The organism is Rhizobium sp. WSM1274, assembly GCF_025200775.1.
Classification (GTDB): Bacteria; Pseudomonadota; Alphaproteobacteria; order Rhizobiales; family Rhizobiaceae; genus Rhizobium; species Rhizobium leguminosarum_I.
Genome location: NZ_CP104138.1, coordinates 2,278,673 through 2,304,608, shown reverse-complemented (window position 1 = coordinate 2,304,608; position 25,936 = coordinate 2,278,673). Strand labels below are relative to the sequence as shown.

Here is a 25,936-nt window from a genome sequence, read left to right as displayed (position 1 = left end):
ATGGAAACCAAAGCCAATTACACGATTGTCGGTTTTTTCACCGTGCTGGTGATCGCGGCTGCCTTCGGCTTCGTCTACTGGATGGCCGAATATGGCCGCGGCGGCCCGATGACGGAACTGATCGTGCGTATTCCGGGCTCGGCCAACGGCCTCAGCGTCGGCTCGCCGGTGCGCTTCAACGGCATCCAGATCGGCTCGGTGCAGACTTTATCGATCGATGCCGACGATCCGCAATATTCACTGGCCTTCACCCAGGTGCGCACCGATGCGCCGATCTACCCCTCGACCAAGGCCGCCCTTGAAATCCAGGGCTTGACGGGCGCCGCCTATATCGAACTGTCAGGCGGCCGGAAGGGCGAGGAAAGCATCCTCCAGCATGCGATCGACAACGGCAAACGCGCCGTCATCGTCGCCGACCAGTCAAGCGTCACCAATCTTCTGGCAACCGCCGACAAGATCCTCGATCGTGCCAACGACGCGGTTGGTGAACTTCAGGGTTTCATCGAAGATTCGCGCGGGCCGCTGACCGAGACTTTCAAGAATGCCGAGACGTTCTCGGATGCGCTTGCCAAGAATTCCGGCAATATCGACTCCTTCCTGCAGAGCGTGGGTGAACTCTCCAATACGGTGAAGGCGGTCTCCGGTCGTGTCGATTCGACGCTGCAAGCGGTCGAAAAGCTGGTCAAGGCGGTCGATGCACAGAAGATCGACAACATCGTCTCCAATGCCGAGAAGATTACCGCCAATGTCGCCGATGCTTCGGGCGACCTCAAGGGCGCGATCCAGAAGTTCGACGAGACGGCCACCACCTTCAACGATTTCGGCAAGCAGGCGCAGGCGACACTCGACCGCGTCGATACGCTCGTTGCCCAGATCGATCCCCAGAAGGTGAAGGGTTCGGTCGACGATATCGCGCAGGCGACCAAGGATGCGCGCGTCGCCGTCGCCTCGATCCGCGATGTCGCCAACACGGTTTCCGCGCGTCAGAAAGATATCGACCAGACGATCCAGGACGTGTCGCAGCTTTCCAACAAGCTGAATTCGGCCTCGACCCGCATCGACGGCATTCTCATCAAGGTCGATGCGCTGCTCGGCACCGACAATACGCAATCGCTGTTCACTGAGGCGCGCGATACGCTGGAATCCTTCAAGAAGGTGGCGGACAACCTGAATTCGCGCATCGGGCCGATCGCCGACAATCTGCAGAAATTCTCGAGCGGCGGCTTGCGCGACGTGCAGACTCTCGTCAACGACATGCGCGGAACCGTGAGCAATCTGAACGACACGATCACCAACTTCGACCGCAATCCGCAACGCCTGATCTTCGGCGGGGAAACGGTCAAGCAATATGACGGCCGGACGCGGCGTTAAACTGGGGAAGTCAGGGGTAGCCGAATATGGTCGCATCGCATCTGTCGTCACGCCGTTCTTGGATCAGGGGAACGGTGATCGCACTGCCGCTGACGGCGCTGATCCTTTCCGGGTGCGGCACCGCGGCCAAGAACGATACCTATGACCTGTCCGCCGCCGTCGACGGGGGTGGACCCGCAGCCAAATCTCGCCAGATCTTGATCGCCAGCCCGACGGCGCTGAGAGCGCTCGACAGCGAGCAGATCGTTATCCGTGTTTCGCCGTCAGAAATCCAATATCTCTCGAAGGCGCAGTGGGGCGACAAGCTGCCGCGCATAGTGCAGTCGAAACTGGTGGAAGCCTTCGAGAACTCCGGCAAGCTCGGCGGCGTCGGCATGCCGGGGCAGGGGCTGGCGATCGACTACCAAGTCGTTACCGATATCCGCTCCTTCGAGATCGATGCTTCGAACGGCAACCAGGCGGTGGTCGAGATCTCCGCCAAGATCCTCAACGACCGCAACGGCTCGGTGCGCGCCCAGAAGGTGTTCCGCGCCATGGCGCCGGCCGGCGGCGGCAATGACGGCTTCGTCAAGGGCCTCGACCGCGCCTTCTCCACGGTCGCCAGCGAAATCGTCAGCTGGACGCTGAAGACCATCTAAGCTTGCGGGCTAAGCTTTCGGGCTACTTCGTCGGTTGCGAATCCGTCATCGTCGTTCCCGGCTGGCTGCCGGGTGTCGTGGAAGCTGTGGCGGTCGATGACGACGACAGAGCGCTGTCCAGCAGGCTTGCCATCTTGTCGTCGCGTATGCTCGCGGTCTTTTCGCCCATGACGACGCCGACCACGCGGCGGCCATCCTTCAACGCCGAGGTCACGACATTGTAGCCCGATGCGTCGGTGTAGCCGGTCTTGATGCCGTCGACGCCGTCATAGCGATACATGAGGTTGTTGTGGCCGCGCAGCTTCATGCCGCGGAACTGGAAGCCGCGCATCGAGAAGAGCTTGAACTCCTCGGGAAAGTCCCGCATCAGCGAAACACCAAGTGTCGCCATATCACGCGCCGTGGTGACTTGCTCAGGATCGGGAAGGCCCGACGGATTCTTGAAGACCGTGTCCTTCATGCCGAGCTGGCGTGCCTTGTCGGTCATCGCCTTGGCGAAAGCCTGTTCGGAGCCGCCAAGCTGCTCGGCGATCGCCACAGCAGCGTCGTTGGCGGACAGCACCACAATTCCTTCGACCGCTTCGCGCAGCGTCACCTTACGGCCGGCCCCGACAGCGAGCTTGAAGGGCTCCTTGCTCTCGGCATTTTCCGACATTGTGAGCTTCTGGTCCCAGTTGAGGCGTCCGTCATGCAGGGCCTCGAAGGCGAGATAGAGCGTCATCATTTTGGTCAGTGACGCCGGATAGTTCAGATCGTCCTGATTGGAACCTTCGAGGACCTGGCCGGACTGCGCATCGACGACGAAACTTGCCTGGCCGGCCTCAGCCAGCGTGACGGCGCCCATCAGGAAAGCAGAGGAGAGCGCGGTGGCAAGGAGCCTGGATGTCGTCTTGGTCATCAATGTTGCTGTCTCTATCGTTTGGTTATGAGCTTGAACGCAAGGGGATTAAAAAGGTTTGTGACGGAATGAAGGAACGGGGGCAACAAAAAAGGGTCATCCACAGATGATCCCTTTTGTCTCACCATGTCCTTCGACCGACGTCCGGCTCGCTGCGGCCGTTTGACAATGTCCGGCTGGGCACGTAGAGAATTTCGCCATGAGCACGAAGCGCGCGCCCATCTCCCGTCATATCAGCACCTGCCCGCAGGTTGCGATCTTGCGCGCTTTTGACGGACGAGGTCTCCGCGTCCTGCTGTGACGTACGGGCGCTATCGGCGTCCGGCGCGCTGCTGGACGTAAAGCCCCTCACCACGTCAATCAAGGCTGCCAGGGAGACAGGCACCGTGCTCAATATTTATCATGTCAATTCGCTCGTCCATTGGGAGGAGCGCGAGATCCATCTGCGCGATCATATGATCGGCTTCTTCTCACAAGAAGTCCGCAGTTTTCTCAGATCCGTCAATCCGGCCTGGGATGTCAGGAGGGTCGAGGCGCCGGCGCTGATGCCGCGGTCACTTGTTTCAAGCGCCTATTCGAAAGCCGATATCTGGGTCCAGGAGCAGCTCTCCACCAGCGATACCGCGCTGGTGCTGAGACCGGAGACCACGCCGTCGACCTACATCTATATGCAGCATATTCTCGGCAATCACACCAAGACACGGCTGCCGCTCTGCGTCTGGCAAGCCGGCAGATCCTATCGTCGCGAGCAGGAACAGCCGACCAAACACATGCGGCTGAAGGAATTCTGGCAGCTTGAATTCCAATGCGCCTTCACGGCCGATAGCGGTAACGACTATCACGCCGCATGCCTCGATCCGGTCCGTCGGATGATCGCATCGCTGATCCATCTGCCGACGCGGATCGTACCTTCCGACCGGCTGCCGGGCTATTCCGAGGTGACGATGGATATCGAGGTCGACAATGGCGACAAGTGGATGGAGGTCTGCTCGATCTCGCGACGCACGGATTTTCCGCAGCCTTACCGGTCGCAGCCGAAGAAGGGAGCTGCCTTCGACCACGACGTGCTCGTGCTTGAGATCGCCATCGGTCTCGATCGGTGCATTTATAACTGGAGCATAGCCGCCGATCGGTGAGATATCGGAATCCGGTGCTGCCAGGCGGTCCCGGTTCTCATGTGGTCTGAGAATTTATGAAAACTCGATCTCGGCGGCGAGGCGGATTTCTACCGTTGCCTTGCCGGCATCGAAACCATCGAGCGTTTCATTGTGATGGGCAATGATCTCGGAGAAGGTGAAGGTCGCTGTGTCGCCGGTCATGTGACCATCGGCAATCAACGTCACATCATATCCGAGCGACACGGCTCGCCTGACTGTGGTGTCGACACAGAATTGCGACATGCATCCACCGACGACGAGGTGAGTGATTGATCGCTCGTGCAGGCATTCGGCAAGATCGGTCTCGAAGAAGGAGTCGGCGCTTTTCTTGCGCACAACGACCTCGGCCTGCCTTGGCGCGATCTCGTCGCGCAGGGCCCAACCCGGCGTGCCGACCGCCAACCGATGGCCAACGTCGCCGTCATGCTTAACGAGCACGACCTGCGCGCCCGCCTGCCGAGCTTTTTCTTGCAACACTGCCAAGCGCGCAACGGTCTCGTCGAGTGCGGTATCGACGTAAGGCTGCCGCTCAGGCGAGGCTTTGCCGGCGAGGATCGCGTTCTGCACGTCGATGATCAGAAGGGCCTTGGTCATTTCGGGGAGGTTTCCGTAACTGGACGGTGGATGGTTTCGTTCGGAATGCTTTGCTTTTGTATATCTGCAGAGAGGCCTGGTCACGCTCGCAATATAGAACGAAAGCCGCCTGACACGTGTTCAAGCGGCTTTCCAAACCGCAGGTCCCAGTCAGGCTCAGCCGAGCCTGCCTGCGGCATGAGCGAGCATGGTGTAGACCTTGCCCGTATCCGAGGTGAGGTAGGACTGCGTCACCGTCCGGTTCGGGTCGGTGCGGGCGACGTCGGCGAGCAGCTTTTCGAAATCACCGATATAGCGGTCGACGGCGGTGCGGAATTCCGGTTCGCGGTCGTATTTGCGCTTGATCTCGTCGAAAGTCTGCTGGCCCTTCAGCGTATAGAGGCGACGAGTGAAGACGTCGCGCTCGCCGCGCTGATAACGGCGCCAGAGATCGACCGAGGCGTCGTGGTCGATGGCGCGAGCGATATCGACCGAGAGCGAGTTCAGCGATTCGACGACGTGCCGCGGATTGCGGCTATCGCTGTTGCTGCGCGTCGCAGGGGCGGCGGTTTCCGCTTGGCGGGCCGGGGCGCGGGCAGGCGCTTCGTCGGCGGCCTCGTCACGCGATGCGCCGCGCAGGAGATCGCTGATCCAGCCGCCGCCTTCGGCGCGCGCCGGTTCCTGGCGGGCTGGCTCCTGGCGAGCGGGGGCAGGCTGCGGCGTGGCGCGCGGAGGGGCGGCAGCCGGCGCAGACGGTGCAATCGTTCCGCGCAGGCCCGTCGCTTCAAGCGGCGGCGGCGCTGCCGGCTGCGGCGGCTGGGCTGCGACCGGCTGGGTGGGACGCGGGGCCGGCTGCGCCTGAGCAAGCGTGCGGGTGACAGGTTCGGAGATCTCAAGCTGCTGGCTGGAGCGGCCGACGAGCTGGGAGATATCCTGCAACGCCTTGATCTGCTCGGCGACCGCCCGGCGCATGGCCGAGGCGCTTTCCTTGGCTTCCTCGGGAAGATCGAAGGCGCCGCGCTTCAGTTCGGCACGGGTCGCGTCGAGTTCACTGCGGATGTCGGCGGCAGAGCGGCGGATATCTTCGGTGGCGCCGGAGAAGCGGCCGACTGCATCGTCGATCGCCTCGCGCAGCGCTTCCCGCATGTGCTGGGCGGCACCGTCGGAGGCGCGGCCGGCTTCGCCGAGCATGCGCTCGACGTCCGACAGCGAGGCGGTGAGACCGCCGCGAATGCGATTGGAGAGATCGCCGGAACGGCGTTCGACATTGGCGAAAGTGCCGTCGATCGTCGTATTGGCCTCGTCGCCGGCGCGGGTGATCGCCTCGCGCATCGTTTCTGCCGCTTCCTGGGCGCGCTTCTCGGTTTCGGTGAGAATGCGGCCAATGTCAGCAAAGGAGGATTGCACGCCTTGGCGCAAATTGCCGGTGACCTGGCTGGAGCGCTGTTCTGCCCGCTCGAACACGGTCTCGATCATGCCGCCGAGGCCTTGCATGGTCTTTTCGATCTCGGCGGAGCGCTGGACGAGGCCGACAGAGAGTGTCTGCAGCGCGCTCTCGCGTTCCTCGAGCGTCGAGGCGAGGTTGGACTGGGCGGCGCCGAGAAGCTGCGAGGCCTGGGTCAGGACCTTGGAGTGTTCGTCGAAGCGGCCGATGATGCCGCCGACCTGCGCCAGCGTCTGGCCCGAGATGTCGGAGAGGCGGTCGATCTTGCCTTCGAGAAGCCTGGTGGAGGCGGAGACCATCTCGGCGGCCTTGGTGGCGGAGTCGGCAAACCGCGTAGTGGTATCGCCGAGACGACCGTCGACGCTGGTCAGCTGCTCGGCGGCGCGGTTCATCATCATCGCCATCGCCGCGCTGCTTTCCGACATGCGCTGGACGAGGCCGTTGACGTTGCCGACCAGGCTGTTTTCGATGGCGCTGACGGCATTGGCGACATTCTCGGTGCGGGCGGCAACTGCGCTGGCGAGCGCTTCGTTTTCGGCGCGCAGACGGTCTGCGCTGAGGTTGGCTGCGGCGGTGATGCGGGCGGCGGCCTGCTCGCCGGCATCAGTGTAGCGGTCGATGATCGGGCGGGCCGTCTCGTCGAGGATGCGCGTCAATTCGACCGAACGGCCTGATAACATCGAGTTGAGGTCGCGGGTGCGCTCCTCGAGCGTCGAGCGGATCGAGTTGCCGCGCGCTTCGAGCGCCCGGTCGATCTCGGAGAACGTCGTATCGATCTCGCGGGCTCGCTCCTCGAGATTGGTGCGAATGGCGCTGCTGCGCGCTTCGAGCGCCCGGTCGACATCCGCCATGGTTGCGGAAATCTCACTGCCGGCGCCCGTGAGCGTCGAGCGGATGGCGTTGCCGCGTGACTCCAGAGACTGGCTGGCATCCGACAGCACCTTGGAGATGGCATTGACTTGCGTGCCGACGATGGTCTCAGCCTCGGCGACTTTGTTGACGATGGCGTTGCCGGCTTCCGAGAAGGTTTGGGCAACGGCAGCGGCCTGGCTTGCCAGCCGGTTCTGAGCTTCGGCGACGCGGGTGACGATCTGCGACGAGCGCTCATCCATGGTGCGGGTGAATTCGTCGCTTTTCACATTGAGATCCTCGGCGAATTGCTGGCCTGTCTTGCCAAGCAGTTCGGTGGTTCTCGTCGCTTCGCCTTCCATTCCCTGGGCCGCGTCGGCAACCGCACTGCGCAGCGTCGAGGCGAGACCAGCGGCCTTGCCTTCGATGGTCCGGTTGACGGCATCGAGGCCGACGGTCAACGCACGGTCCATGGTGGAGAGGCGTTCCTCGATGCGTTCATTGCCGCGGTCGAGCGTTTCGGCGAGGCTCGCGGTTCGGCCATCGATAGCGCCGGTCAGGCTGGTGGTGCGGCTGTCCAGCGTCTCGGCCAGATTGGCGGTGCGGCTGTCGATCGCCTGAGTGAGGTTTGCGGCGCTGCCTTCGAGCGTCGCCGAGATGCGCTGTGTGGCGTCGTCGCTGAGCGCGCCGAGACGAGAGACGCCGTCGGCAAGCACGCCGGACAGCTGGCCGCTGGCCGCTTCGACCTTTTCGGCAACACCGCCGACGCCGTCGCGGATGCGGGTCTCGATCGCCGCAAGACCGGCTTCCACACGCGATCCGGTTTCATCAAAACGGCCCGTCAGGTTTTCGACCGACCGATCGAGACGGGTGGACAAATCCTGGGTGGAGCTCGAAATCGCACTTGCCGCCTCCTGGAAGCGGCCGGCGATCTGGCCGGCGCCGGCATGCATGCGATCTTCCAATCTCTGGGCGCCGGCATCGATCGCCTGGCGGATTGCGGCTTCACGGTGCTCCAGCGACAATTCGAGCATGCCGACGCTCGTCGCCACCGAGGTGCCGATGCTGGTCGCCTGTTCGGCCAGCGTATCGCTGATCAGCGCATGGGCCTGGTTCAGCGATAGGTCTATGGCGTTGGCGCGGTCTTCGAGCGTCGTGCGGATGCGCTCATGGGCCGAGGCAAGCCCGCCCTCGATGCGCGCCGCGGCTTCGTCGGCGAGGCCGCCGAGCCGTGTATGTGCATCGGTCAGACGGCCTTCTATACGGCCGGTCAAGCCGCCGACGAGGTCCTCGAAGCGGGCGCCGCCGGCATCGAGAACGCCCGAGAGGGCGGCGCTATGTTCGGAAAGCGCATTTTCGAGCCGCTGCTGATTGTCGGTATAGGCGGTGCGGATCGCATCGGTCTTGTCGGAGAAGGCACCGGCGACTCGTGCCTCGGCACCGGAGACGGCCTCCATGATGGCGTTGCTGCGGGCTTCGAGCACGCTGTCGAAGCGGCTCTGGTTATCGTCGAGCGAAATGGCGAGCGCCATGGTCTTTTCATCGAGCGTATCGGTGAGCCGGTCGTGGGTTGCAGTCACGGCGCCGATGATTGCGGCGGTGCGGTGCCCCAATGCTTCCTCGAGGCGGGCCTGGCCTTCGCGCAGCGAAGTGGCGAGGGCGGCGGCCTTCTGGTCGAGTACACCGTTCAGGCCAACATGCGTGCCGGAAACCGCATTGGTGATCGCATCGGCGCCTGTTGTCAGCGTCTCCTCGAGACGGCTCTGGCTCTCGTTCAGCGAGATGGCAAGCGCCATCGCCCGGTCGTCAAGTGTCTCGGACAGGCGGTCGTGGGTGGCAGAGACCGCATTCAGGAAGGATTCCGAGCGGCTCTCCAGAGTATCCTGCAAGCGGCTCTGGCCCTCGTTCAGGGAGGCGGCGATCGCCGTCGCCTTTTCGTCGAGCGTTTCCGAGAGACGGTCGTGCGTGCCGGACACGGCCTTGAGGAAGGCTTCGGAGCGTGCTTCCAGCGTGTCTTCGATCCGCGACTGGCTCTCGTTGAGCGAGATGGCGAGCGTCATCGCCTTCTCGTCCAGCGTCTCGGACAGACGGTCATGCGTGCCGGAGACCGCATTCAGCAGGGCTGCCGAACGGGTTTCCAGCGTGTCTTCGATACGCGTCTGGGTTTCGTTGAGCGAGATGGCGAGTGCCATCGCCTTTTCGTCCAGCGTCTCGGAGAGGCGATCATGGGTGCCGGAGACGGCGTTCAGCAGCGCCGCGGAGCGGGTTTCGAGCGTATTCTCGATACGGGCATGGCCTTCGCTCAGCGAGGTGGCAAAAGCTGCCGCCTTGCTGTCCAGCGTCTCGGAGAGACGGTCATGGGTGCCGGAGACGGCGTTCAGCAGAGAGGCTGAACGGGTTTCAAGCGTCTCCTCGATACGGGCCTGGCTCTCGTTCAAGGACATGGCCAGCGCCATCGCCTTCTCGTCGAGCGTCTCGGCAAGACGGTCGCGCGTGCCGGATACAGTGTTCAACAGTGCCTCGGCGCGTGTTCCAAGCGCATCCTCGATGCGGGCATGGCGCTCGTCGAGCGAGGTCGTCAGGGCCGCCGCCTTGCTGTCCAGCGTTTCCGACAAACGATCATGCGTGCCAGACACGGCGTTGAGTAAGGCCTCGGAGCGCGTCTCAAGTGTATCCTCGATGCGGGCATGGCTCTCGTTCAGAGAGATGGCAAGCGCCATCGACTTTTCATCGAGCGTCTCGGCAAGACGGTCATGGGTGCCGGAGACGGCATTGATGATGGCGTCGGAGCGGGTTGCCAGCGTTTCCTCGAAGCGGCTGTGATGGGTGGTCAGCGCCTCGACCAATGTGCCGCCGCGCTCTGCCATGACGCTGTCGATGCGGCCGTGGGCCGTGCCGAGCGCCTCGCTGATTTCGGCCGCACGCGCAGCAAGCACGCCGCTGAGCTCCTCGGCGCGACCGCCGAAGGCAGCGGTCACCTGTTCTGTGCCAGCGGCAACGGCAGTCGTCAGATCGGTGGTGGTGGTGCGCAGCGTGTCGCGGAATTCTGCCGAGCGCGTCTGAAGGTTGTTCTGCAGTTCGGAGGTGCCTGATGCAAGGGTCAGCGCGATTTCAGAAGTCGCGCTCTGCAGCGCAGAGGACAGTTCACCGGTGCGGCTGGTGAGTGCCGTGGTGATTTCATCTGCGCGGCTGCCGAGCGTGCTTTCCAGCACTTCGTGGCCGGTAGCGAGCGCGGTGGCGAGCGCCAGCGACTGGTCTGATAGCGACGAACCAAGCCGGTCGATGCCGGAATTCAGGATGCCGTCGATCGAATCCGAGCCGCCGGTCAGCGTCTCGTTGATACGAGCGAGGCTTTCCATCAGCTTGGTGTCGAGCGAGCCGGTTCGCTTGTCGAAGGCGCTGGTGAACTCGGCGACGCGTTCGTCGAAGGCGGTCGACAGTTGGGCGACGGTCGTCTGCAGCCGCTCCTCGAAGAAGCCGGAGCGCACATCGAGATCCATGACGGCGTCGTCGGCGGTGGTCTGCAGGCTCTGGCGGAAGCTTGCGCCTTTTTCGTCGAGCGCGCTGTTCAGCTTCGACAGCACGTCGTCAAGCGTGCCGCCGATGGTACGTTCGCCTGACGTCAGGCTCTCGTTGATCTCGCGGGTGCGGGCGATCAGGATCTCGTTGAGCTGGTGCGTGCGCTCGTTCAGCGCCGCATTCAGCTTCTCGGTGCTGCTGTCCATGGTCGAGGCGCGCGTTTCGAACTGGCTGAGCAGTCTTTCGCCATGGTCGTTGAGATTGACGGAGAGCGCTTCGAGGCGGTTGTCGAATTCTGTGGCGAGCGCAAAACCCGATGCGTTCAGGGTCTGCAGCAGGGTATCTGTCTTGGCAGAGAGCAGGCTGCCCATCGACTGCAGGGCGCTGTCCGATTTTTCCAGGATCGTCGCGGCGCGCGTATCGATCAGCGAGGCGAAGGCTTCGCCGGATGTGGCAAGCCGCACCGCGATCTCTTCGGTCGCCAGCGACAGCTCTTCCTTCAGCTGGTCGTGCACACTCCCGATCGAGGTGCGGATACGATCGGCATGGTTGACGATCGCCTCACGCTCGGAGCCGAGTTCGTGGACGAGGCCGCGCACGCGCAACTCGTTGTCGGCATAGGAACGTTCAAGCGCATTGACTTCGGAATGGACGAGCGTTTCCAGCTCGGAGGCACGCGCGATGGTGCGCTCGATGCCCTCGTTCATGGCCGAGACCTCACGGCGCACGGCCTGGCCGACGGTCATGATGCGCTCGGAGGCGATGGTTTCCGGCTCTGCCAGGCGCAATGCCACCTCTGCCATGGAACGGGCGGCGTTGCGCATGTCCTGGGCGCGGGAGATCATGATGGCGAAGGCGTAGAACATCATCACGGGAACGATGATGCCGACGAGGCCGGCGATGACGCCGGGCAGGGCGACGAGGTCGGCGAGCGAACGGATCTGCCAGATCTGCGGAGCATAAAGCAGCGACATCAGGCCAAGGCCGGCCATGACCCAAAGCACGGAAAACAAGGTGGCGGTGCGCACCGCCGAGCGGCTGGAGGCGCCGTCAAAGGATTTCAGGATCGAGGCGGGCGTATTGCGGCTGGCATCGTTGGCGGGCGTGAAGGCCGGACCCCTGGAAGTCTGCTCGCCGGCGGCACCGCGGCGGCTGCGGCGCTGCGCTTCGTCCTGAGCCTGCTGATTACGCGCATTCGATGGATCAGACACATTAGCCTCCGGGGCCTGGGGCGCGTCGCCGCGGCGAGACGGTACGTTATCCTTGCTAAAGTCGATCTGGAGCGCCTCGTCCAATGCCTTGAACGCCTTGTCCTCAATTGACTCGTTGTATTTGTTGTTCGCCATTCGGGTATGCCTCGTTACTGTCAGCCGGCCCAACCGCGCATCCCTGGCTTCCGCCTCACCCGGGAACAACTTTGCCGCTCCAGCCTTCCATCCCAACGAAGGACGGATAAGCATGTCATTTCAGAGTAGATAGCCGCTTTTTCAAACGGAAGGTATCAAAACACTACCATTATCCACTCGCTCGGCAAAGGCGCGTACCATAAACCCGCTCCACCAGTATCGTAGTGACACATCTGAGGTCCTCACACAATTAATGAAGGCTTGAGATTCACGGCTCGTTAACCCGTTGTTAACATCTTTGAATCCGAGGCATCGCTTAAAAACCAATAATTTAGGGATATTTAACGGACGTTAACCATATGGCGAGATTTCCGCCCTGAATGTGCCCGAATTTAACGTGATGGCCACTCTCCGGACGCAGAACTGTTGCAACTGCGGACGATAGAGACGGGAGAATTGGCAATGGCAGCCCAGATGGCAGCATTGAACATCGTATTCGAGGCGCCGGATAATGCAAAGGGACCGTGTCCTTCGAAGGTCCGGCCGATCGATCTGGTCCATCTCGCAAAGCAGACGATGGGCGACAAGACGTTGGAAATCGAAGTCCTTCAGATGTTTGCGCGCCAGGCCCGTGCCTGCCTCCAGGATATTGCAAGCGGCGAAACCATCCGTATTGGCGCAGCCGCGCACCGGCTGAAAGGTGCGGCAAGCTCCGTCGGCGCGTTCCGCGTGTCGCAGACGGCGGAAGCCGTCGAGGAAACCGGCGGTGATGCCGGCGCGACGGCAGCGCTCGGCGCTGCCGTTATCGACGCCGAGAATTTCATCCTGAAGCTCTGCCGCGGCTGATCTCTAGGTCTTCACCGACGCAGGTCGCTGTGCCAAAACCGCCGCATATTTTTGGGCGATATGCCTGAGGTACCGTTCGAACGAGGCCCGTTGTTCCATTGCGGAACCACGGGTCTTTTTGCGACGTCCCTGATGACGCTTTGAAGACGGCGGGCGAAGGCCCGATCTGCGAGGCTGTCGCGGATTTCCCAATGTTGACTGACGCGTCGAATTGTCGGAAGAAAATCCGCCCATCCACCTGAAGACCGGAAATAGTTCTGATGCCCAAACTTACCATCGTCGCCTTCGACGGCACGCGCTTCGACCTCGACGTCGACCAAGGCTCCACCGTGATGGAGAATGCCGTGCGCAATTCGGTGCCCGGCATCGAGGCCGAATGCGGCGGCGCCTGCGCCTGCGCGACCTGTCATGTCTATGTCGACGAGGAGTGGACGGAGAAGGTCGGCCAGCCGGAAGCGATGGAAGAGGACATGCTCGACTTCGCCTTCGATGTACGCCCGACCTCGCGGCTGTCCTGCCAGATCCGGATGAAGGCCGTCTATGACGGGCTCGTGGTGCACGTGCCGGAACGCCAGGCCTGAAGCGCAGCGCTTCAAACGTCGCCGAAAAATTCGATATCAAAAAAGACGCCTCGCGCGCTAGAGCGAGCGAGGCGAGGCGGGCGCATTACCTACGGATGAGGGAGGAACATCCGCGGCTTCGGAACGCGCCAGGAGAACCCAGCGATGAAAGTGCAGATGCCGTACCTGAACTTTCGAATGTGTTCATATTAACGCGTTCCGGTTGAGTCTGCCAGGATGAAAAATGACCATTCAATCGCTGGGGAGGGTGCAAGTTTCGCACAAGTTTCGTTGTGCAGCTAAGGTTTTCCGCTCGCAACAAGACTGAAAAAGCCTTATTTTGCGCCGGCTCGACCATTGATTCGATTGTTCAGCAACCTCAACATGCGCTTCTGAAAATTGACCGCCTCGACCCGGTCGAATCGCGCCTGCTGCCGGTCGTGCTCCTCTATACCGCGAGCTGATTCGCCGGAGACGAGTTCCTGCATGGCTTCGCAGCTGCGCTGCTGCGGCAGCGCCCGGATGGCGCGCTCCATGGCGCGGGCCTGATCGCGGGCGATCTCGGCATGGCGCTCCTCGTGGCGCTTGATATCGCTCGACAGAGCGTCCCAGATCATCGACAGCTCCTTGCTGGCGCCCTTGCGGCTGCTCCAGCGCGGCAGGATGATCTGGGTGTGAACCGTGACCTTGACGTTGCCGACGCGGCAGCGCCCGTTATCCTGAATGTAGGTTGCCTCGCCGCCGAAGCGGATCTTCGTGGCGCCGGGATGACGCGCCGAAGAGCCGCTCGCTGTCGGCCCGCGCCGGCTGAGTTCGCGGTCGAGCTCATCCGCGGTTTTGCCGCGAATGTCGAAATAAGAATAGCTTTTCGATGCGATCACTTCGGCTGCCACGGGGCTGCAGAGGGAAAGAGCAATGGAAAAGGCGATAGGAAGGACCATATAACGCACTGCAAGCGGCATTCTGAACGCAACCCGTGTTGAAATCGACGGGAGCTTGGGGCATAGCCACCACAAGCGCAATATCGGATGGCGCTTTTTTCGTCTCCAATGGGATAAGTCTGGTGACAGGGCTCGAAGGCAGATTGTGGCGTGTCGGCCATGGCCGAGAGATCGAACTCGGCCGTCGTTCGACGATCATGGCGATCATCAACGTGACGCCGGACTCCTTCTCCGACGGCGGACGCTTTGAAACCGTCGATGCAGCAGTCGAACAGGCGTTGCGGGCGGTGAGCGAGGGTGCCGGGATTGTCGATATCGGCGGTGAATCGACCCGGCCGAACGCAGCAACCGTCAGCCCTTCCGAGGAGCAGGCGCGCGTGCTGCCCGTCATAGAGGCGCTGCGCGGCCGCACCAAGGCGCTGATTTCCATCGACACCTATCGCGCCGAGACGGCGCGGCTGGCAATCAGTGCCGGCGCCCACATCGTCAACGACGTCTTCGGGCTGCAGAAGGAGCCCGATATCGCCGATATAGCCGCGGTGACCGGAGCCGGACTCTGTATCATGCACACCGGTCGCGACAGGGTAAAACTTGTCGATGTGATCGCCGACCAAGTGCATTTCCTCGAGCGGTCGCTTGCGATCGCCGCTTCGTCAGGCGTCAACAGCGATCGCATCGTGCTCGATCCGGGCTTCGGCTTCGCCAAGGAGACTGCGGAAGAAAACCTGGAACTGATGGCGCGGTTTTCCGAACTTTCCCGCTTCGGTCTGCCGCTGCTCGCCGGTACGTCGCGCAAACGTTTCCTCGGCGCGGTGACGGGGCGTGAGGCGCAGGACAGGGATGCTGCGACGGCTGCGACCAGCGCGCTGCTCAGACTTCAAGGGGCTGCGGTTTTCCGCGTGCACAATGTCGCAATCAACAGGGATGCGCTTGATATCGCCGATGCTATGCTCAATGCGCGCCAGGAATTCGAGAGGAAGCGGCCGACATGACCACCTACACGATTACGCTGCAGAACTGCGCCTTCTTCGCGCGCCACGGCGTGCATGACGAGGAGGAGTTCCTTGGCCAGCGCTTCTTCGTCGATGCCGAGCTCGATGTCGTCGCCGGCGAGGCGCTGGAAAGCGATTCGATCAACGATACCGTCAATTACGGTGTCGCCTTCACCGTGATTGAGCAGATCGTCACGGGCAAACGGCGCTACCTGATCGAAGCACTGGCGCTCGATATCGCCAAGGGGCTCTGCGAGACATTCCCGCAGGTGCGGCGGGCGAAGATCACGGTGCGCAAGCCGAACGCGCCGGTCCCTGGCGTGCTCGATTTCGTGCAGGTGAGCGTTGAGCATTTTGCCTGAGGCCGCATTGCAATCCGCCACACTCGGTCTCGGCGGCAATATCGGCGATCCCGTAAAGGCGATGGCGGCCGCGCTGCAGAGGCTGGACGGACGGGACGACTGTCGGGTTACGGCGGTCTCGCGGCTCTATCGCACGCCGCCCTGGGGCAAGACGGACCAATCCTTCTTCTTCAACGCCTGCGCCGCCGTCGAGACCAGGCTGGGGCCTGAGGCTTTGCTCGATGTCTGCCTGTCGATCGAACGCGAAATGAAACGCGAGCGCATCGAGCGCTGGGGGCCGCGCACGCTCGATATCGACGTGCTGACCTATGGCGATGTGGTCCAGGACGCGCCGCGGCTGGAACTGCCGCATCCGCGCATGACCGATCGCGGTTTCGTGCTGATGCCGCTTGCCGATATAGCGCCGGGTCTGCTCGTCAGGGGCAGGGCGGTGAGTGAGTGGCTGTCGGATGCGGAGGTGACCGGAATCGAGGTCGCAGACGATAGTCGCGACTGGTGGCTGAGCGCCTGAAGCAAGGGGACCTGAAACGCAAAACGGCGGGAACCCGCCGCTTCAGGAAAATCCGCTGTAGGATTTGCCTACTCGATGGAACCGACGGCCATCTCGTCGACCTGGCGGGTCAGCGTCAGGCCGATGACCGGCACCATCTGGCTTTCGACCTTGACCGAAACGGTGACGTTCATCGTCTTGTCGTCGCGCACGCGGGCGATCATTGCGCCATTCAGCTTGGCGCGGTTGATGCCGACGACGACGGTATCCTCGGAGACGGCGCCGGAGACGACGTCAAGGCCCTTGCCGGCGGCGCCGTCGAGGAACTTGCCCTTGTAGGTCGAGCCCGACTGCGAGATGACGGCGGTCATCGGCTGCTTGAAGACGCCGACGCGGCAGGTGCCGTCGAGTTTGATGCCGGCGCTGCTGTCGCCTGTGGGCTCACCGATCAGGTTGCAGGTGAATTTCGTGCCCTTATATTTGCCGGCGACGATTTCGCCGGGGCCCTTCCATGAGCCGGCGACGGAATCGAAGAAGGCCTTGTCACGGGTTGCAGCAGTGGCTGCCGGAGCGACATCTGCGACGGGAGACAATGCCGCGGCGGCCAAGCCGCATACGATGAGAAACTTGCGCGAATACATGGATTTTCCTTGGCAAACACCACTCACGAACTGGCTGCAAGTTTTGCCGAAGAATGGTTAATCCTTCCTTTCAATTGTGCCGAAATGCGAGGCGGCGTAAGGCTTTCGTGCGACGGCGATTTTAAACTCCCGTCACTAGATCATTGAATCTGTTGAAACTTCTCTGGCATTACGCAGGGAGTCGAAAGCTGCGGAATCGCTGTTTCGTTCAAGGATTGTTGCCGCGCGGCGACATGGACGGGGTGAGATCGCCGATGAAATCACCGATTCCCGGCCGCTTCAGGGCGCGGAAGGCGAGCGGACGGCAGAGATCCATTGCCGCGATTCCAATGCGGGCAGTCATCAGCCCGTTGATGACGCCTTCACCCAGTCGGGCTGAGAGCTTGGACGCCAGTCCATGGCCGAGCACTTGCTGCACCAGGCTGTCGCCGACGGCGATCGAGCCGGTGACGGCCAGATGCGCCAGCACGTCGCGCAGCAGGCGGAACATGCCGAGCGTGCCGGGACGGCCGCCGTAAAGCTCGGCCATGGCGCGAATGAGGCGCACGGCCTCATAGAGCACGTAGAGCAGGTCGACCACGGCGCGCGGGGTGACGGCGGTGACGATCGAGACGCGCTTGGAGGCATTGACGATCAGGGCGCGGGCCTTGCGGTCGAGCGGAGCGAGCAGTTCGCGTTCGGCCAGCGCGATCAGATGCGGGGGATCGATGACCTCGCCCTCGGTCGCCTTCAGCGTCGCACGGCCCTTTGACGTCTCGGGATTTGCCGAGAGCAGCGCAGTCAGCTGGGCGACGACGGCGCGCGCCTTGGCCGGCCGAGTCTCGAGGATCGCCGCCTCGGCCTCGGCCTTGATCTTCTGGACGGCGGCAAGGCGCATCATGCCGATGGTTTCGCGGATGGCGAGGGCGAGTACGGCGAGAATGCCGACCGCCAGCACGGCAAGGGCCGCATAGCCCAGCCAGTCGGCGCGGGTGAAGAGATCGCGGATCAGGCTATCGGTCCAGAGGCCGATGGCGAGCGACAGCAGGATGCCGAAGGCGCCGGCGGCGATCTTGCCGAAGGAGGTCCGCCGCTTGCGCGGTGCTGCAACGGGGACCGCGCTCAGATCCTTGTCGGGATTGAGGAAGGGATCGTCCTCATCAGGCGTCACGACGATATGCTCCGAGAAGCTTTCCGGCTTGCGCCGCTCACCTCCTTGCCGGCCGTTGTCACGCCGCTCGGTGGCTTCGTCCTCATAGCTGAAGGCGGCGGGCGCGCGGCGCGGCGGATCGGACGGGGGCTTGCTCATGCGAGACGGTCTCCGAACAGAAACTGCATGGCACGGTCGAGGCGAATATGCGGCACCGACAGCTTGATGCCGCCGCCGGTTTCCTCAAGATGCGGCGGGCGGAACCTGACGACATTGACATCGGGCAGCTGCACACTGGTTACACGCGAGGCGATGCGGTCGAACAGGCTTTCCGGATCCTCCGGCAGGTCGCCGGGAAAGATCGCGGTCTTTCTCTGGCCGTCGAAGCGCTCGCCGGCAATGGCTTCGCCCTCCATCGGCGTACCGACGATGACCGGCAGTTCATGGCCGTCACGCTTGACGGTCGCCTCGCGGGTGGCCCGCACGGAGGCAAGCGCCATGACGTCGATGCCGGCGCCGGCGATGCCGATGCGGTCGATGGCGCGGTCCACCAGGCGGCGGGTCAGCGCGTCGAGCCGGTCGTGGCTTTCATGGTGGAGATGATCGGCCTTGGTGGCGGCAACCAGTACGCGGTCGATGCGCCGCCCGAGCAGGGAGGAGAGCAGCGAATTGGTGCCGGGGCGGAAGCAGGCAAGCACGTCGGTCAGCGCGCGCTCCAAATCCTGCACGGCTTCGGGGCCGCGGTTCATCGCCTGCAGCGCATCGACCAGGACGATCTGGCGGTCGAGGCGGGCGAAATGCTCGCGGAAGAAGGGTTTGACGACGACGGATTTATAGGCCTCGTAGCGCCGCTCCATCATCGTCCAGAGCGAGCCGCGGCCGGGACGTCCGTCCGGCGGCAGAGCCAGCGGTGCAAAGGTCAATGCTGGCGAGCCGTCGAGATCGCCGGGCAGGAGCAGGCGGCCAGGCGGCAGGGTGGAAAGCGAGCGTTCGTCGGCCTTGCAGGCTTTGAGATAATCGGCAAAAGCGGCGGCGAGGTCGCGGGCGATCATCTCGTCGGCGCCGGCATGGATGTCAGTGGCGCGCGTCAGCGCCAGCCATGGGCGCGACAGCTCGGAGCGGACGCCGGTTTCGGCAAGTGCCAACGTTTCCTCGCTGAAGGTGCGGTAATTCTTGCCGAGCAGCGGCAGGTCGAGCAACCATTCGCCGGGATAATCGACGATATCGATCGACAGGCGGCCGGGCGAAAACAACCGGTTCCAGCCGCTGGCGCTCTGATAATCCAGCGTGATGCGCAGCTCGGAGATGGCGCGGGTCGAATCCGGCCAGATACGGTCCTTCACCAGCGCGCGGATATGGTCCTCGTACTGGAAGCGCGGCACGGCATCATCCGGCTGCGGTTCCAGCCGCACCGCCGAGACGCGGCCGGATTGGACCGGCTCGAACAGCGGCAGTCGGCCGCCATGCAGCAGATTGTGAACCAATGAGGAGATGAAGACCGTCTTGCCGGAGCGGGAGAGCCCGGTAACGCCGAGCCGCACGGTCGGATTGACGAGGCCGCTCGCCCGGTCGGCGAGATTGTCGAAGGCGATGCGGGCGTCATCGGCAAAGGATGTCAGTCGTGGCGGCAAGGCGCAATTCCGGTTGGTGACTGACGGCAATATAGGAAGGGCGCGCCGCCCGCGAAAGAAGCGGCGCGAAAGTCTTCAGACGACCACGAAATCGGTGAGGCGCCAGACGGCGGCGGAAGCGTCGTAATCGACGACGGCAAGGCCTGCCGTCGGGAAGCCGCCGGGAAGGGCGCCTGCCATAGCCTCGTGACCGATCAGCGCCTCCAGCGCCTGCTCCATTGTCGGATTGTGGCCGACCAGCATGACAGCAGCCTCGTCCTGCGAATCGATGATCTCGAGATAGTTGTCGACCGTGGCGTTATAGAGCGCGTCGACATAACGAACTTCGAGCGTAAGGCCCATCGCCCGGTACACCGCATCGGCGGTATCGCGGCAGCGCAGCGCCGTAGAACTGATCAGAAGATCGGGACGGTAGCCCTTGTCGGCGGTCTTATCGGCGATGATTTCGGCATCGCCGAAGCCCTTTTCGTTGAGCGGCCGGTCGAAATCGCGCTGCCCGGGTTCGGCCCCGGCGGCCTCGGCGTGACGCAGCAGATAGACGCGGTTGGGCGGAGGCAGGGGTACGGTCATGGCCAATCCAAGATCCAGCGGGCCTTTTCAGTAGCGGTTGCAATCGGCCGGCGTCAACCGTCAGCGCTGCTCCAGCTGCCCAAAACGCGGCCGATAACACGGCGTTTTGAAGGCGAAGCAAAAAACGCAGGCCGGAATAATGATGAGAAAATAGTCTCTTAGCCGAAAACTGTGACAGATTTAAAAATCTGTTTACCTGTCGTATTTGGCTTGAATCGCGGCTAGCGCTTGGGATATACACCCCGCCAGATGAGATGTTCTTCAGGAGAATCGCGTTGAGTGAGAAGATCGATCTTAGCAATTACGTTCCCTCGGAAGAGGAAGAGTTCATGAACGTAAACCAGCGTGCCTATTTCAGGGCCAAGCTGGTTGCATGGAGAAATGATATCCTTAGAGAAGCGCGCGAGACACTCGACCATCTGGCCGAGGAAAGCGCAAACCATCCTGATCTCGCTGACCGAGCGTCGTCGGAAACAGATCGGGCGATCGAACTTCGCGCCCGTGACCGGCAGAGAAAGCTGATTTCCAAAATCGATGCGGCACTGCAGCGCATCGAAGACGGCACCTACGGCTATTGCGAGGAAACCGGCGAACCGATCGGCCTCAAGCGCCTCGACGCCCGCCCGATCGCGACACTGTCGATCGAGGCGCAGGAGCGTCACGAACGCCGCGAAAAAGTCTATCGCGACGAATGAGAGTTTTCATGCAGGCATGAGAGCAGAATAGGCGCCGCGATCCGATCGCGGCGCCTTTTACAATTACGGTGCGCTTCCGGTCGCCACAGACCTCCACCATTGCTCCCGGCCGGTCTCGGCGGTGACGTCGACTGCAAGCTTGGTGCCGTTCTTGATCCGCCGCCGCAAAACGTCGGCTCGATTCGAATCCGTCCGTAGCATGCCACCATCGTGAAGAGCTTGTAGCCGGGTGCGTGAAACTTGCAACTCGGACGCCAGCAGGCGGTCGAGGCGCGTGCTTGATGGAAACGGGACCATCAGTTCGATTTCCAGTCTCGTCCAATTGGCAATGTCCTGCTGCATCTCTTTTGCGATTTCAAATTCGGCAAACTCGTCGACGCGTTGCGACTTGCGCCTGAGAGCTTCGAGGTTGAACGCTTCTGCCCGGATCCAATCCGGATCGTTGGACTGTAATGCCTCGAAGACTGTGGGATCGATATCGCGAACATTGCGACGCTCGAAGATCGGACGGTTCCACGTCTTTTCGCAGGTCGAGCATTTGTAGATAAGCCAGGCATCGAGCGTGCGGCCATTGGCGTTGAGCCGGATCTTGTCACTGCATCGGAAAGCTCTGAGGCCCCCGCAGCCACTGCATACAATCCAGGGCTGGGGCGCTGTTTTCGGTAGAATGGTCCATCGGACCCGAAGGGTATTGCACATATCGTGTTGGTCTTCCGTTCGGAAGTCCACCAGGATGGTGCTTGAGAAAACCCCTACGGGCGCGGTGTGGCGATGTTGTGGGCGACTGAAGAGCTGAGACAGCGGAGCTGCACATGGCACATTGTAACAATGCCAGACCGGTCTCTCGCCACCACCCGATGAACGTGTTCATACGCCGTCAGCGTGTCGCTGTCCGGCAGTACGGGTGAAACTGGAGTGAGACCGGTATTTACTTAGGCAAAGTATGACCTCGACGCGCCAATGCTCTTCAACCGAAGCGATAACAAATTATCAGCACAAGATGGAGCCCCCTGACACATCGGGAACTGAAAGTCGCCGCATTGCGGCTTTTATGCAACTTGAAGCCGGACTGCGTTTCCGCTCACTTGTCGCGGTTGACGCTCATCTCGCCGAAGATGCGGGCGACTTCCTTTTGCAGATCGGTATCGGCGCCGGTGATCGGGGCCATTTCCGGATCGCGGCGCGGCAGGTTTCCGGGGTGCGGCGCTCCGTGCCGGGGCGCCTGGTTTGCCGGCGCCGGCACGATGCGTTCAGCCGTCAGATTGTTCGACATTTCCTGTTCCAGCACCCGCTGGAAATCAAGACGGCTCGCTGCTGCCGACTGCGTAGCCGAATCGTCTTCGGCGCTACCAGGTGCGGCGCGTGCGGCCGCCGGCATCTCCTGGACAGGCGGGGCGGAGACCTCGGGTTCGATGCGGTGCTGCGGCAGCACGCGCTGACGGGCGGCTTCGAGGATCTCGGCGGCACTTGAGGTATCGTGGAACGGTGCGGGCTGCGCCGCTGGGGGAGCGGCGGGACGCTCCGGCGGGCGTGGCTGGGGCGGGGCAGCACGAAGATTGTCGCGTTCGACGGCCGACAGCGGAGCAGTCACCGGCTCTGCCGGAAGAGGGCTCGTGACCACCGGCGGTGCCACGGCCGGCTGGACAGGCGGTTGGGTCGATGGCTCTGGGCGCGGGCGCGGCTCTGGCGAAGCCGGCGCAGCGAAAGAGGGCTCGGCGGCGGGCTCGACGCGGGCTGCGACCGGTGGGCGCGGTGGCGAAACCGGTGGCGTTTCCTGTGGCATTTCCGGCGGCGCGACGGATATCGGCCGCTGCTCGACGGGTTGCGGGCGGCTGGCGCCGTCCGGCTGTTCGGCCGCTGCCGGCAAGATACGGCTTTCGATGACGATATCGCTCGGGCCGCCGATCATGATCAGGTGCTCGACGTCGTCGCGGCGCACCAGCACCAGCCGGCGACGGGCATCGACGGCTGCGGCATCCAGCACCTGCAGGCGCGGCTGGCGATTGCGGCCGCCGCGCACGAAGGGCGAGGGCGCCCGGCTGCGGATCACCCAGAGCACGATGATGAGCACGAGAAGCGCCAGACCGACGCCACCGGCCGCAAGCAGGAAACGGCTGCCATAAGCTCCGACAACATCATCCAACATAGTCACTTACTCCATTTCGCATTCGGCACATATTGACGACTTTTCCGTTCCTTAGGCAAGGGCCGCCGGTGCTGTCCAGTCACGGGAGAACGCGATTTCGTGTTCCGCTGCTTGGCACCCGGCGACCTTGCGCACGGGTGGCAGCGTTGGCTTCCGGGGCAGATGGCGCTGTTGCCTGTGAATTCAAGCAGTCTTGCCGGCTAGCGGTGTTTTTGCCGACGCGGCAAATTGCTAAGAAGGTAAAGAGTGCCTGATTCCTGCTTCGTGTTCGTGCTACGAAGCAGGAGGGCTTATGTGAGGAATATATGACGAAACCGCGTCAGGCCGACGACTATAACGCACCGCTTGTGGATCGTGGGGGGCGTTCTGGCACGGTCTTGCGCATTCTTCTGCTGGCGCTCGTGCTGATCGCGGCTGCCGGCGCCTTCGTTTTCTTCAAAAAATCGCTCGACAACGAGGTCGTGCTTGGCGGTCTCGGCGTGCTCGCCATGGTCGGCATCTTCTTCCTGGTATCCTCGGTCATCGGCTTCATCGAGGTGATGCCGCAGCGCCAATCCGACAGCCTGGCGCGCGCTTTCCTCAACAGCCATCCCGATGGTACACTGATCACCGACGAAAAGGGCCGGATCATCTATGCCAATGCCGCCTATGGCGCGCTGACCGGCGCGCGCAAGGCGACCGAGGTGCAGACGCTGGAAACGTTGCTGTCGCGCCACCGCGAATCCAACGAGGCGCTCTACAGGCTGGTCAACGGCCTGCGCGAGGGCAAGGAAGGCCGGGAGGAATTTCGCCTGCTGCGCGCCGTCGGGCCTGGCGGCAACAGCTCCGGCGCGCATTGGTACCGGCTGAAGGCGCGGCTGCTGCGGCCGGAGGAGAACGGCGGCAAACCGCTGCAGATCTGGCAGATCACCGACATCACCACTGAGCGCGACGACCAGGAGCGCTTCTTCAAGGAATTGCAGAACGCGATCGATTATCTCGACCACGCGCCGGCCGGCTTCTTTTCCGCCGGCAGGAAGGGTGAGATCTTCTACCTGAATGCGACGCTTGCCGAATGGCTGGGCCTTGACCTCACCAAATTCGTACCGGGCTCGATGACGATCGGCGACGTCGTGGCGGGCGAGGGACTGGCGCTGATCCAGTCGGTGCAGGCCGAACCGGGTCTCAAGAAGACCGTGACGCTCGATCTCGACCTGCGCAAGAGCAACGGCCAGAGCCTGCCGGTGCAGATCGTCCATAGCGTCACCTCGATGCGCGACGGCGCGCCCGGCGAAAGCCGGACGATCGTTTTGGCGCGTGAAAAGAGCGATGCCGCCGGCCAGTCCGCTTCGGCCGCCGCCATGCGCTTCACGCGCTTCTTCAACAATACGCCGATGGCGATCGCCTCGGTCGACGGCAACGGGCGCATCTTGCGGACCAATGCGCCGTTCCTGAAGATGTTCTCCGGCGTGGTTTCGCGCGATGATCTCGAAAAGGCGCCGCATCTTGAAACCATCGTGCAGGAGAGCGACCGGCCGCAGCTGGCCGCGGCGCTGGCGGCGGCCAAGGACCGGCAGGGCGACATCGCGCCCCTCGACACCCGCACGCCGACCGACGAGGCGCGCTATTTCCGCTTCTATGTCAATGCCGTCATCGACCAGAGCGACGAGGCGCCCGAGGAGGCGGCGATCGTCTATGCCGTCGAGGTGACCGAGCAGAAGGCGCTGGAAGCGCAGATGGCGCAGACGCAGAAGATGAATGCTGTGGGAACGCTTGCCGGCGGCATCGCGCATGATTTCAACAACGTGCTGACGGCGATCCTGCTTTCCGCCGACCACCTGTTGCTGCAGGCGCGGCCGGCCGATGCCAGCTTTGCAGACCTGATAGAGATCAAGCGCAACGCCAACCGCGCCGCCGTGCTGGTGCGCCAGCTGCTCGCCTTCTCGCGCAAGCAGACGATGCGGCCTTCAGTGCTGAACCTCACCGATGTCGTCGGCGACTTGCGCATGCTGGTCGACCGGCTGCTTTCCGGCACCAATGTCAAGCTCGACGTGCAATATGGCCGCGACCTCTGGCCTGTCAAAACAGACCTTTCGCAGTTCGAGCAGGTGCTGATCAATCTCTGCGTCAATGCCCGCGACGCAATGCCCGACGGCGGCACGCTGACACTCCGCACCCGTAATCTGACCGCCGCCGAGGTCTCGGCTTTCAACTATTCCTACATGCCGGCCGAGGACATGGTGCTGGTCGAAGTCGCCGATAACGGCACCGGCATCGCGCCTGAGATCATGGACAAGATCTTCGAGCCCTTCTTCACCACCAAGGATGTCGGCAAGGGCACGGGACTTGGCCTCGCCATGGTCTACGGCATCGTCAAACAGTCGGGGGGCTATATCCAGCCGGAATCCGAAGTCGGCAAGGGGACAACCTTCCGCGTCTTCCTGCCGCGCCACATCCCGGAGCCGGCAGTGGCGGCAGAAGCGGGTTCGATCGACGGCGCCATCGCCGGCGCCGAAGTGGTGCCGCTGCCGGTGTCGCCGCAGCAGCCGGAAGACCTGACCGGATCGGCCGTCATCCTTCTCGTCGAAGACGAGGAGGCGGTGCGCCGCGGCGGCAAACGCATGCTGGAAACGCGCGGCTATACCGTGCACGAGGCGGGCTCGGGCGTCGAGGCGCTGGCCATCTTGGAAGAACTCGACGGCAAGGTCGACATCGTCGTCTCCGACGTCGTCATGCCCGAAATGGACGGCCCGACGCTGCTGCGCGAGCTGCGTAAGACCTATCCCGACATGAAGTTCATCTTCGTCTCGGGTTATGCCGAAGATGCCTTCGCCCGCAATCTGCCGCCGGAGGCGAAATTCGGATTTTTGCCGAAGCCGTTTTCACTGAAGCAGCTAGCTGTTGTGGTCAAGGAGACGTTGGACGGGTGAGGGGCGGTGGGCGTCGGAGGGCACGTTGTGCCGTGCCGCACCCCCCTCTGCCCTGCCGGGCATCTCCCCCACAAGGAGGGAGATCGGCTGGGCGCGCCGGCTTCCCCAACCAAATATTCATTGCAGCTCGGCGAGACGTTGATGTGATGCGAAGATCTCGCAGCTTGTCGTCTCCCCACTTGTGGGGGAGATGCCCGGCAGGGCAGAGGGGGCTTACACGGCATGCCCG

20 protein-coding genes are annotated in these 25,936 nt (G+C 62.8%); 10 read left to right on the top strand and 10 right to left on the bottom strand.

Annotated features, from left to right (window positions below; all coding sequences use genetic code 11):
* Both N2600_RS11660 and N2600_RS11655 read left to right on the top strand, forming a co-directional pair.
* Positions 1–1,371, top strand: coding sequence for an MlaD family protein (locus N2600_RS11660; RefSeq protein ID WP_017964531.1), 1,371 nt, complete (start codon positions 1–3; stop codon positions 1,369–1,371).
* A 26-nt stretch (positions 1,372–1,397) separates the two neighbouring features.
* The gene (locus N2600_RS11655; RefSeq protein WP_017964530.1) at positions 1,398–2,009 is read left to right on the top strand and encodes an ABC-type transport auxiliary lipoprotein family protein; all 612 of its coding nucleotides are present in this window, start codon (positions 1,398–1,400) and stop codon (positions 2,007–2,009) included.
* A gap of 22 nt (positions 2,010–2,031) precedes the next feature.
* Here the strand turns inward: N2600_RS11655 and N2600_RS11650 are convergent, their stop codons facing one another.
* Positions 2,032–2,907 carry a D-alanyl-D-alanine carboxypeptidase family protein gene (locus N2600_RS11650; RefSeq protein ID WP_170255771.1) on the bottom strand — a complete coding sequence of 292 codons (876 nt, stop codon included), beginning with the start codon at positions 2,905–2,907 and terminating at the stop codon, positions 2,032–2,034.
* Between the two features lie 386 nt (positions 2,908–3,293).
* Between N2600_RS11650 and N2600_RS11645 the strand changes: the two genes are divergently transcribed.
* Positions 3,294–4,043, top strand: coding sequence for an aminoacyl--tRNA ligase-related protein (locus N2600_RS11645; protein WP_260298774.1), 750 nt, complete (start codon positions 3,294–3,296; stop codon positions 4,041–4,043).
* A 54-nt stretch (positions 4,044–4,097) separates the two neighbouring features.
* On the opposite strand, the gene N2600_RS11640 is transcribed toward N2600_RS11645, so the two are convergent.
* Together N2600_RS11640 and N2600_RS11635 are read right to left on the bottom strand one after the other, a co-directional pair.
* Complete coding sequence (locus tag N2600_RS11640) at positions 4,098–4,658, bottom strand: cysteine hydrolase family protein (protein WP_260298773.1); 561 nt, start codon at positions 4,656–4,658, stop codon at positions 4,098–4,100.
* A 156-nt stretch (positions 4,659–4,814) separates the two neighbouring features.
* A complete protein-coding gene (locus N2600_RS11635; RefSeq protein WP_260298772.1) occupies positions 4,815–11,795 on the bottom strand; it encodes an apolipoprotein A-IV repeat region-like domain-containing protein in 6,981 nt (2,326 codons plus the stop codon).
* 462 nt (positions 11,796–12,257) lie between these two features.
* Between N2600_RS11635 and N2600_RS11630 the strand changes: the two genes are divergently transcribed.
* Together N2600_RS11630 and N2600_RS11625 are read left to right on the top strand one after the other, a co-directional pair.
* A complete protein-coding gene (locus N2600_RS11630) occupies positions 12,258–12,641 on the top strand; it encodes an Hpt domain-containing protein (RefSeq protein WP_017964526.1) in 384 nt (127 codons plus the stop codon).
* Between the two features lie 260 nt (positions 12,642–12,901).
* Positions 12,902–13,222, top strand: a complete 321-nt coding sequence (locus tag N2600_RS11625; protein ID WP_003540151.1) for a 2Fe-2S iron-sulfur cluster-binding protein — start codon at positions 12,902–12,904, stop codon at positions 13,220–13,222.
* 314 nt (positions 13,223–13,536) lie between these two features.
* Here N2600_RS11625 and N2600_RS11620 read toward each other — a convergent pair whose 3' ends face one another.
* On the bottom strand, positions 13,537–14,163 hold the full coding sequence (locus N2600_RS11620; protein WP_170255775.1) for a DUF922 domain-containing Zn-dependent protease: 627 nt from the start codon (positions 14,161–14,163) through the stop codon (positions 13,537–13,539).
* A gap of 101 nt (positions 14,164–14,264) precedes the next feature.
* Between N2600_RS11620 and folP the strand changes: the two genes are divergently transcribed.
* Genes folP through folK form a run of 3 tightly spaced genes read left to right on the top strand, consistent with a single transcriptional unit; the run spans position 14,265 to position 16,007 of the window.
* A complete protein-coding gene (gene folP, locus N2600_RS11615; protein ID WP_170281238.1) occupies positions 14,265–15,134 on the top strand; it encodes a dihydropteroate synthase in 870 nt (289 codons plus the stop codon).
* Positions 15,131–15,496, top strand: a complete 366-nt coding sequence (folB, locus tag N2600_RS11610) for a dihydroneopterin aldolase (protein ID WP_017964523.1) — start codon at positions 15,131–15,133, stop codon at positions 15,494–15,496. Before folP ends, folB begins: the two co-directional genes overlap by 4 nt.
* Entirely contained in the window at positions 15,489–16,007 is a 519-nt protein-coding gene (gene folK / locus N2600_RS11605; RefSeq protein ID WP_260298897.1) for a 2-amino-4-hydroxy-6-hydroxymethyldihydropteridine diphosphokinase, read from the top strand. The genes folB and folK overlap by 8 nt, the downstream gene beginning before the upstream one ends.
* 68 nt (positions 16,008–16,075) lie before the next feature.
* Here folK and N2600_RS11600 read toward each other — a convergent pair whose 3' ends face one another.
* The 4 genes from N2600_RS11600 to N2600_RS11585 form a co-directional block, all read right to left on the bottom strand.
* Positions 16,076–16,627 (bottom strand): hypothetical protein, encoded by a 552-nt coding sequence (locus tag N2600_RS11600; RefSeq protein WP_017964521.1) that lies wholly within the window; start codon positions 16,625–16,627, stop codon positions 16,076–16,078.
* A gap of 208 nt (positions 16,628–16,835) precedes the next feature.
* Complete coding sequence (locus N2600_RS11595) at positions 16,836–17,915, bottom strand: YcjF family protein (RefSeq protein ID WP_260298771.1); 1,080 nt, start codon at positions 17,913–17,915, stop codon at positions 16,836–16,838.
* Positions 17,912–19,387 (bottom strand): YcjX family protein, encoded by a 1,476-nt coding sequence (locus tag N2600_RS11590; RefSeq protein ID WP_260298770.1) that lies wholly within the window; start codon positions 19,385–19,387, stop codon positions 17,912–17,914. Before N2600_RS11590 ends, N2600_RS11595 begins: the two co-directional genes overlap by 4 nt.
* Before the next feature lie 75 nt (positions 19,388–19,462).
* Positions 19,463–19,957 (bottom strand): SixA phosphatase family protein, encoded by a 495-nt coding sequence (locus tag N2600_RS11585; RefSeq protein WP_170255780.1) that lies wholly within the window; start codon positions 19,955–19,957, stop codon positions 19,463–19,465.
* 275 nt (positions 19,958–20,232) lie between these two features.
* On the opposite strand from N2600_RS11585, the gene dksA reads away from it, so the two are divergent.
* The gene (gene dksA, locus N2600_RS11580; protein ID WP_017964517.1) at positions 20,233–20,652 is read left to right on the top strand and encodes an RNA polymerase-binding protein DksA; all 420 of its coding nucleotides are present in this window, start codon (positions 20,233–20,235) and stop codon (positions 20,650–20,652) included.
* A 63-nt stretch (positions 20,653–20,715) separates the two neighbouring features.
* Here dksA and N2600_RS11575 read toward each other — a convergent pair whose 3' ends face one another.
* On the bottom strand, positions 20,716–21,471 hold the full coding sequence (locus N2600_RS11575) for a DUF1062 domain-containing protein (RefSeq protein WP_260298769.1): 756 nt from the start codon (positions 21,469–21,471) through the stop codon (positions 20,716–20,718).
* Between the two features lie 262 nt (positions 21,472–21,733).
* Complete coding sequence (locus N2600_RS11570; RefSeq protein ID WP_260298768.1) at positions 21,734–22,804, bottom strand: flagellar biosynthetic protein FliO; 1,071 nt, start codon at positions 22,802–22,804, stop codon at positions 21,734–21,736.
* 299 nt (positions 22,805–23,103) lie between these two features.
* Between N2600_RS11570 and cckA the strand changes: the two genes are divergently transcribed.
* The gene (cckA, locus tag N2600_RS11565) at positions 23,104–25,707 is read left to right on the top strand and encodes a cell cycle histidine kinase CckA (RefSeq protein ID WP_260298767.1); all 2,604 of its coding nucleotides are present in this window, start codon (positions 23,104–23,106) and stop codon (positions 25,705–25,707) included.
* The last annotated feature ends 229 nt before the right edge of the window (positions 25,708–25,936 follow it).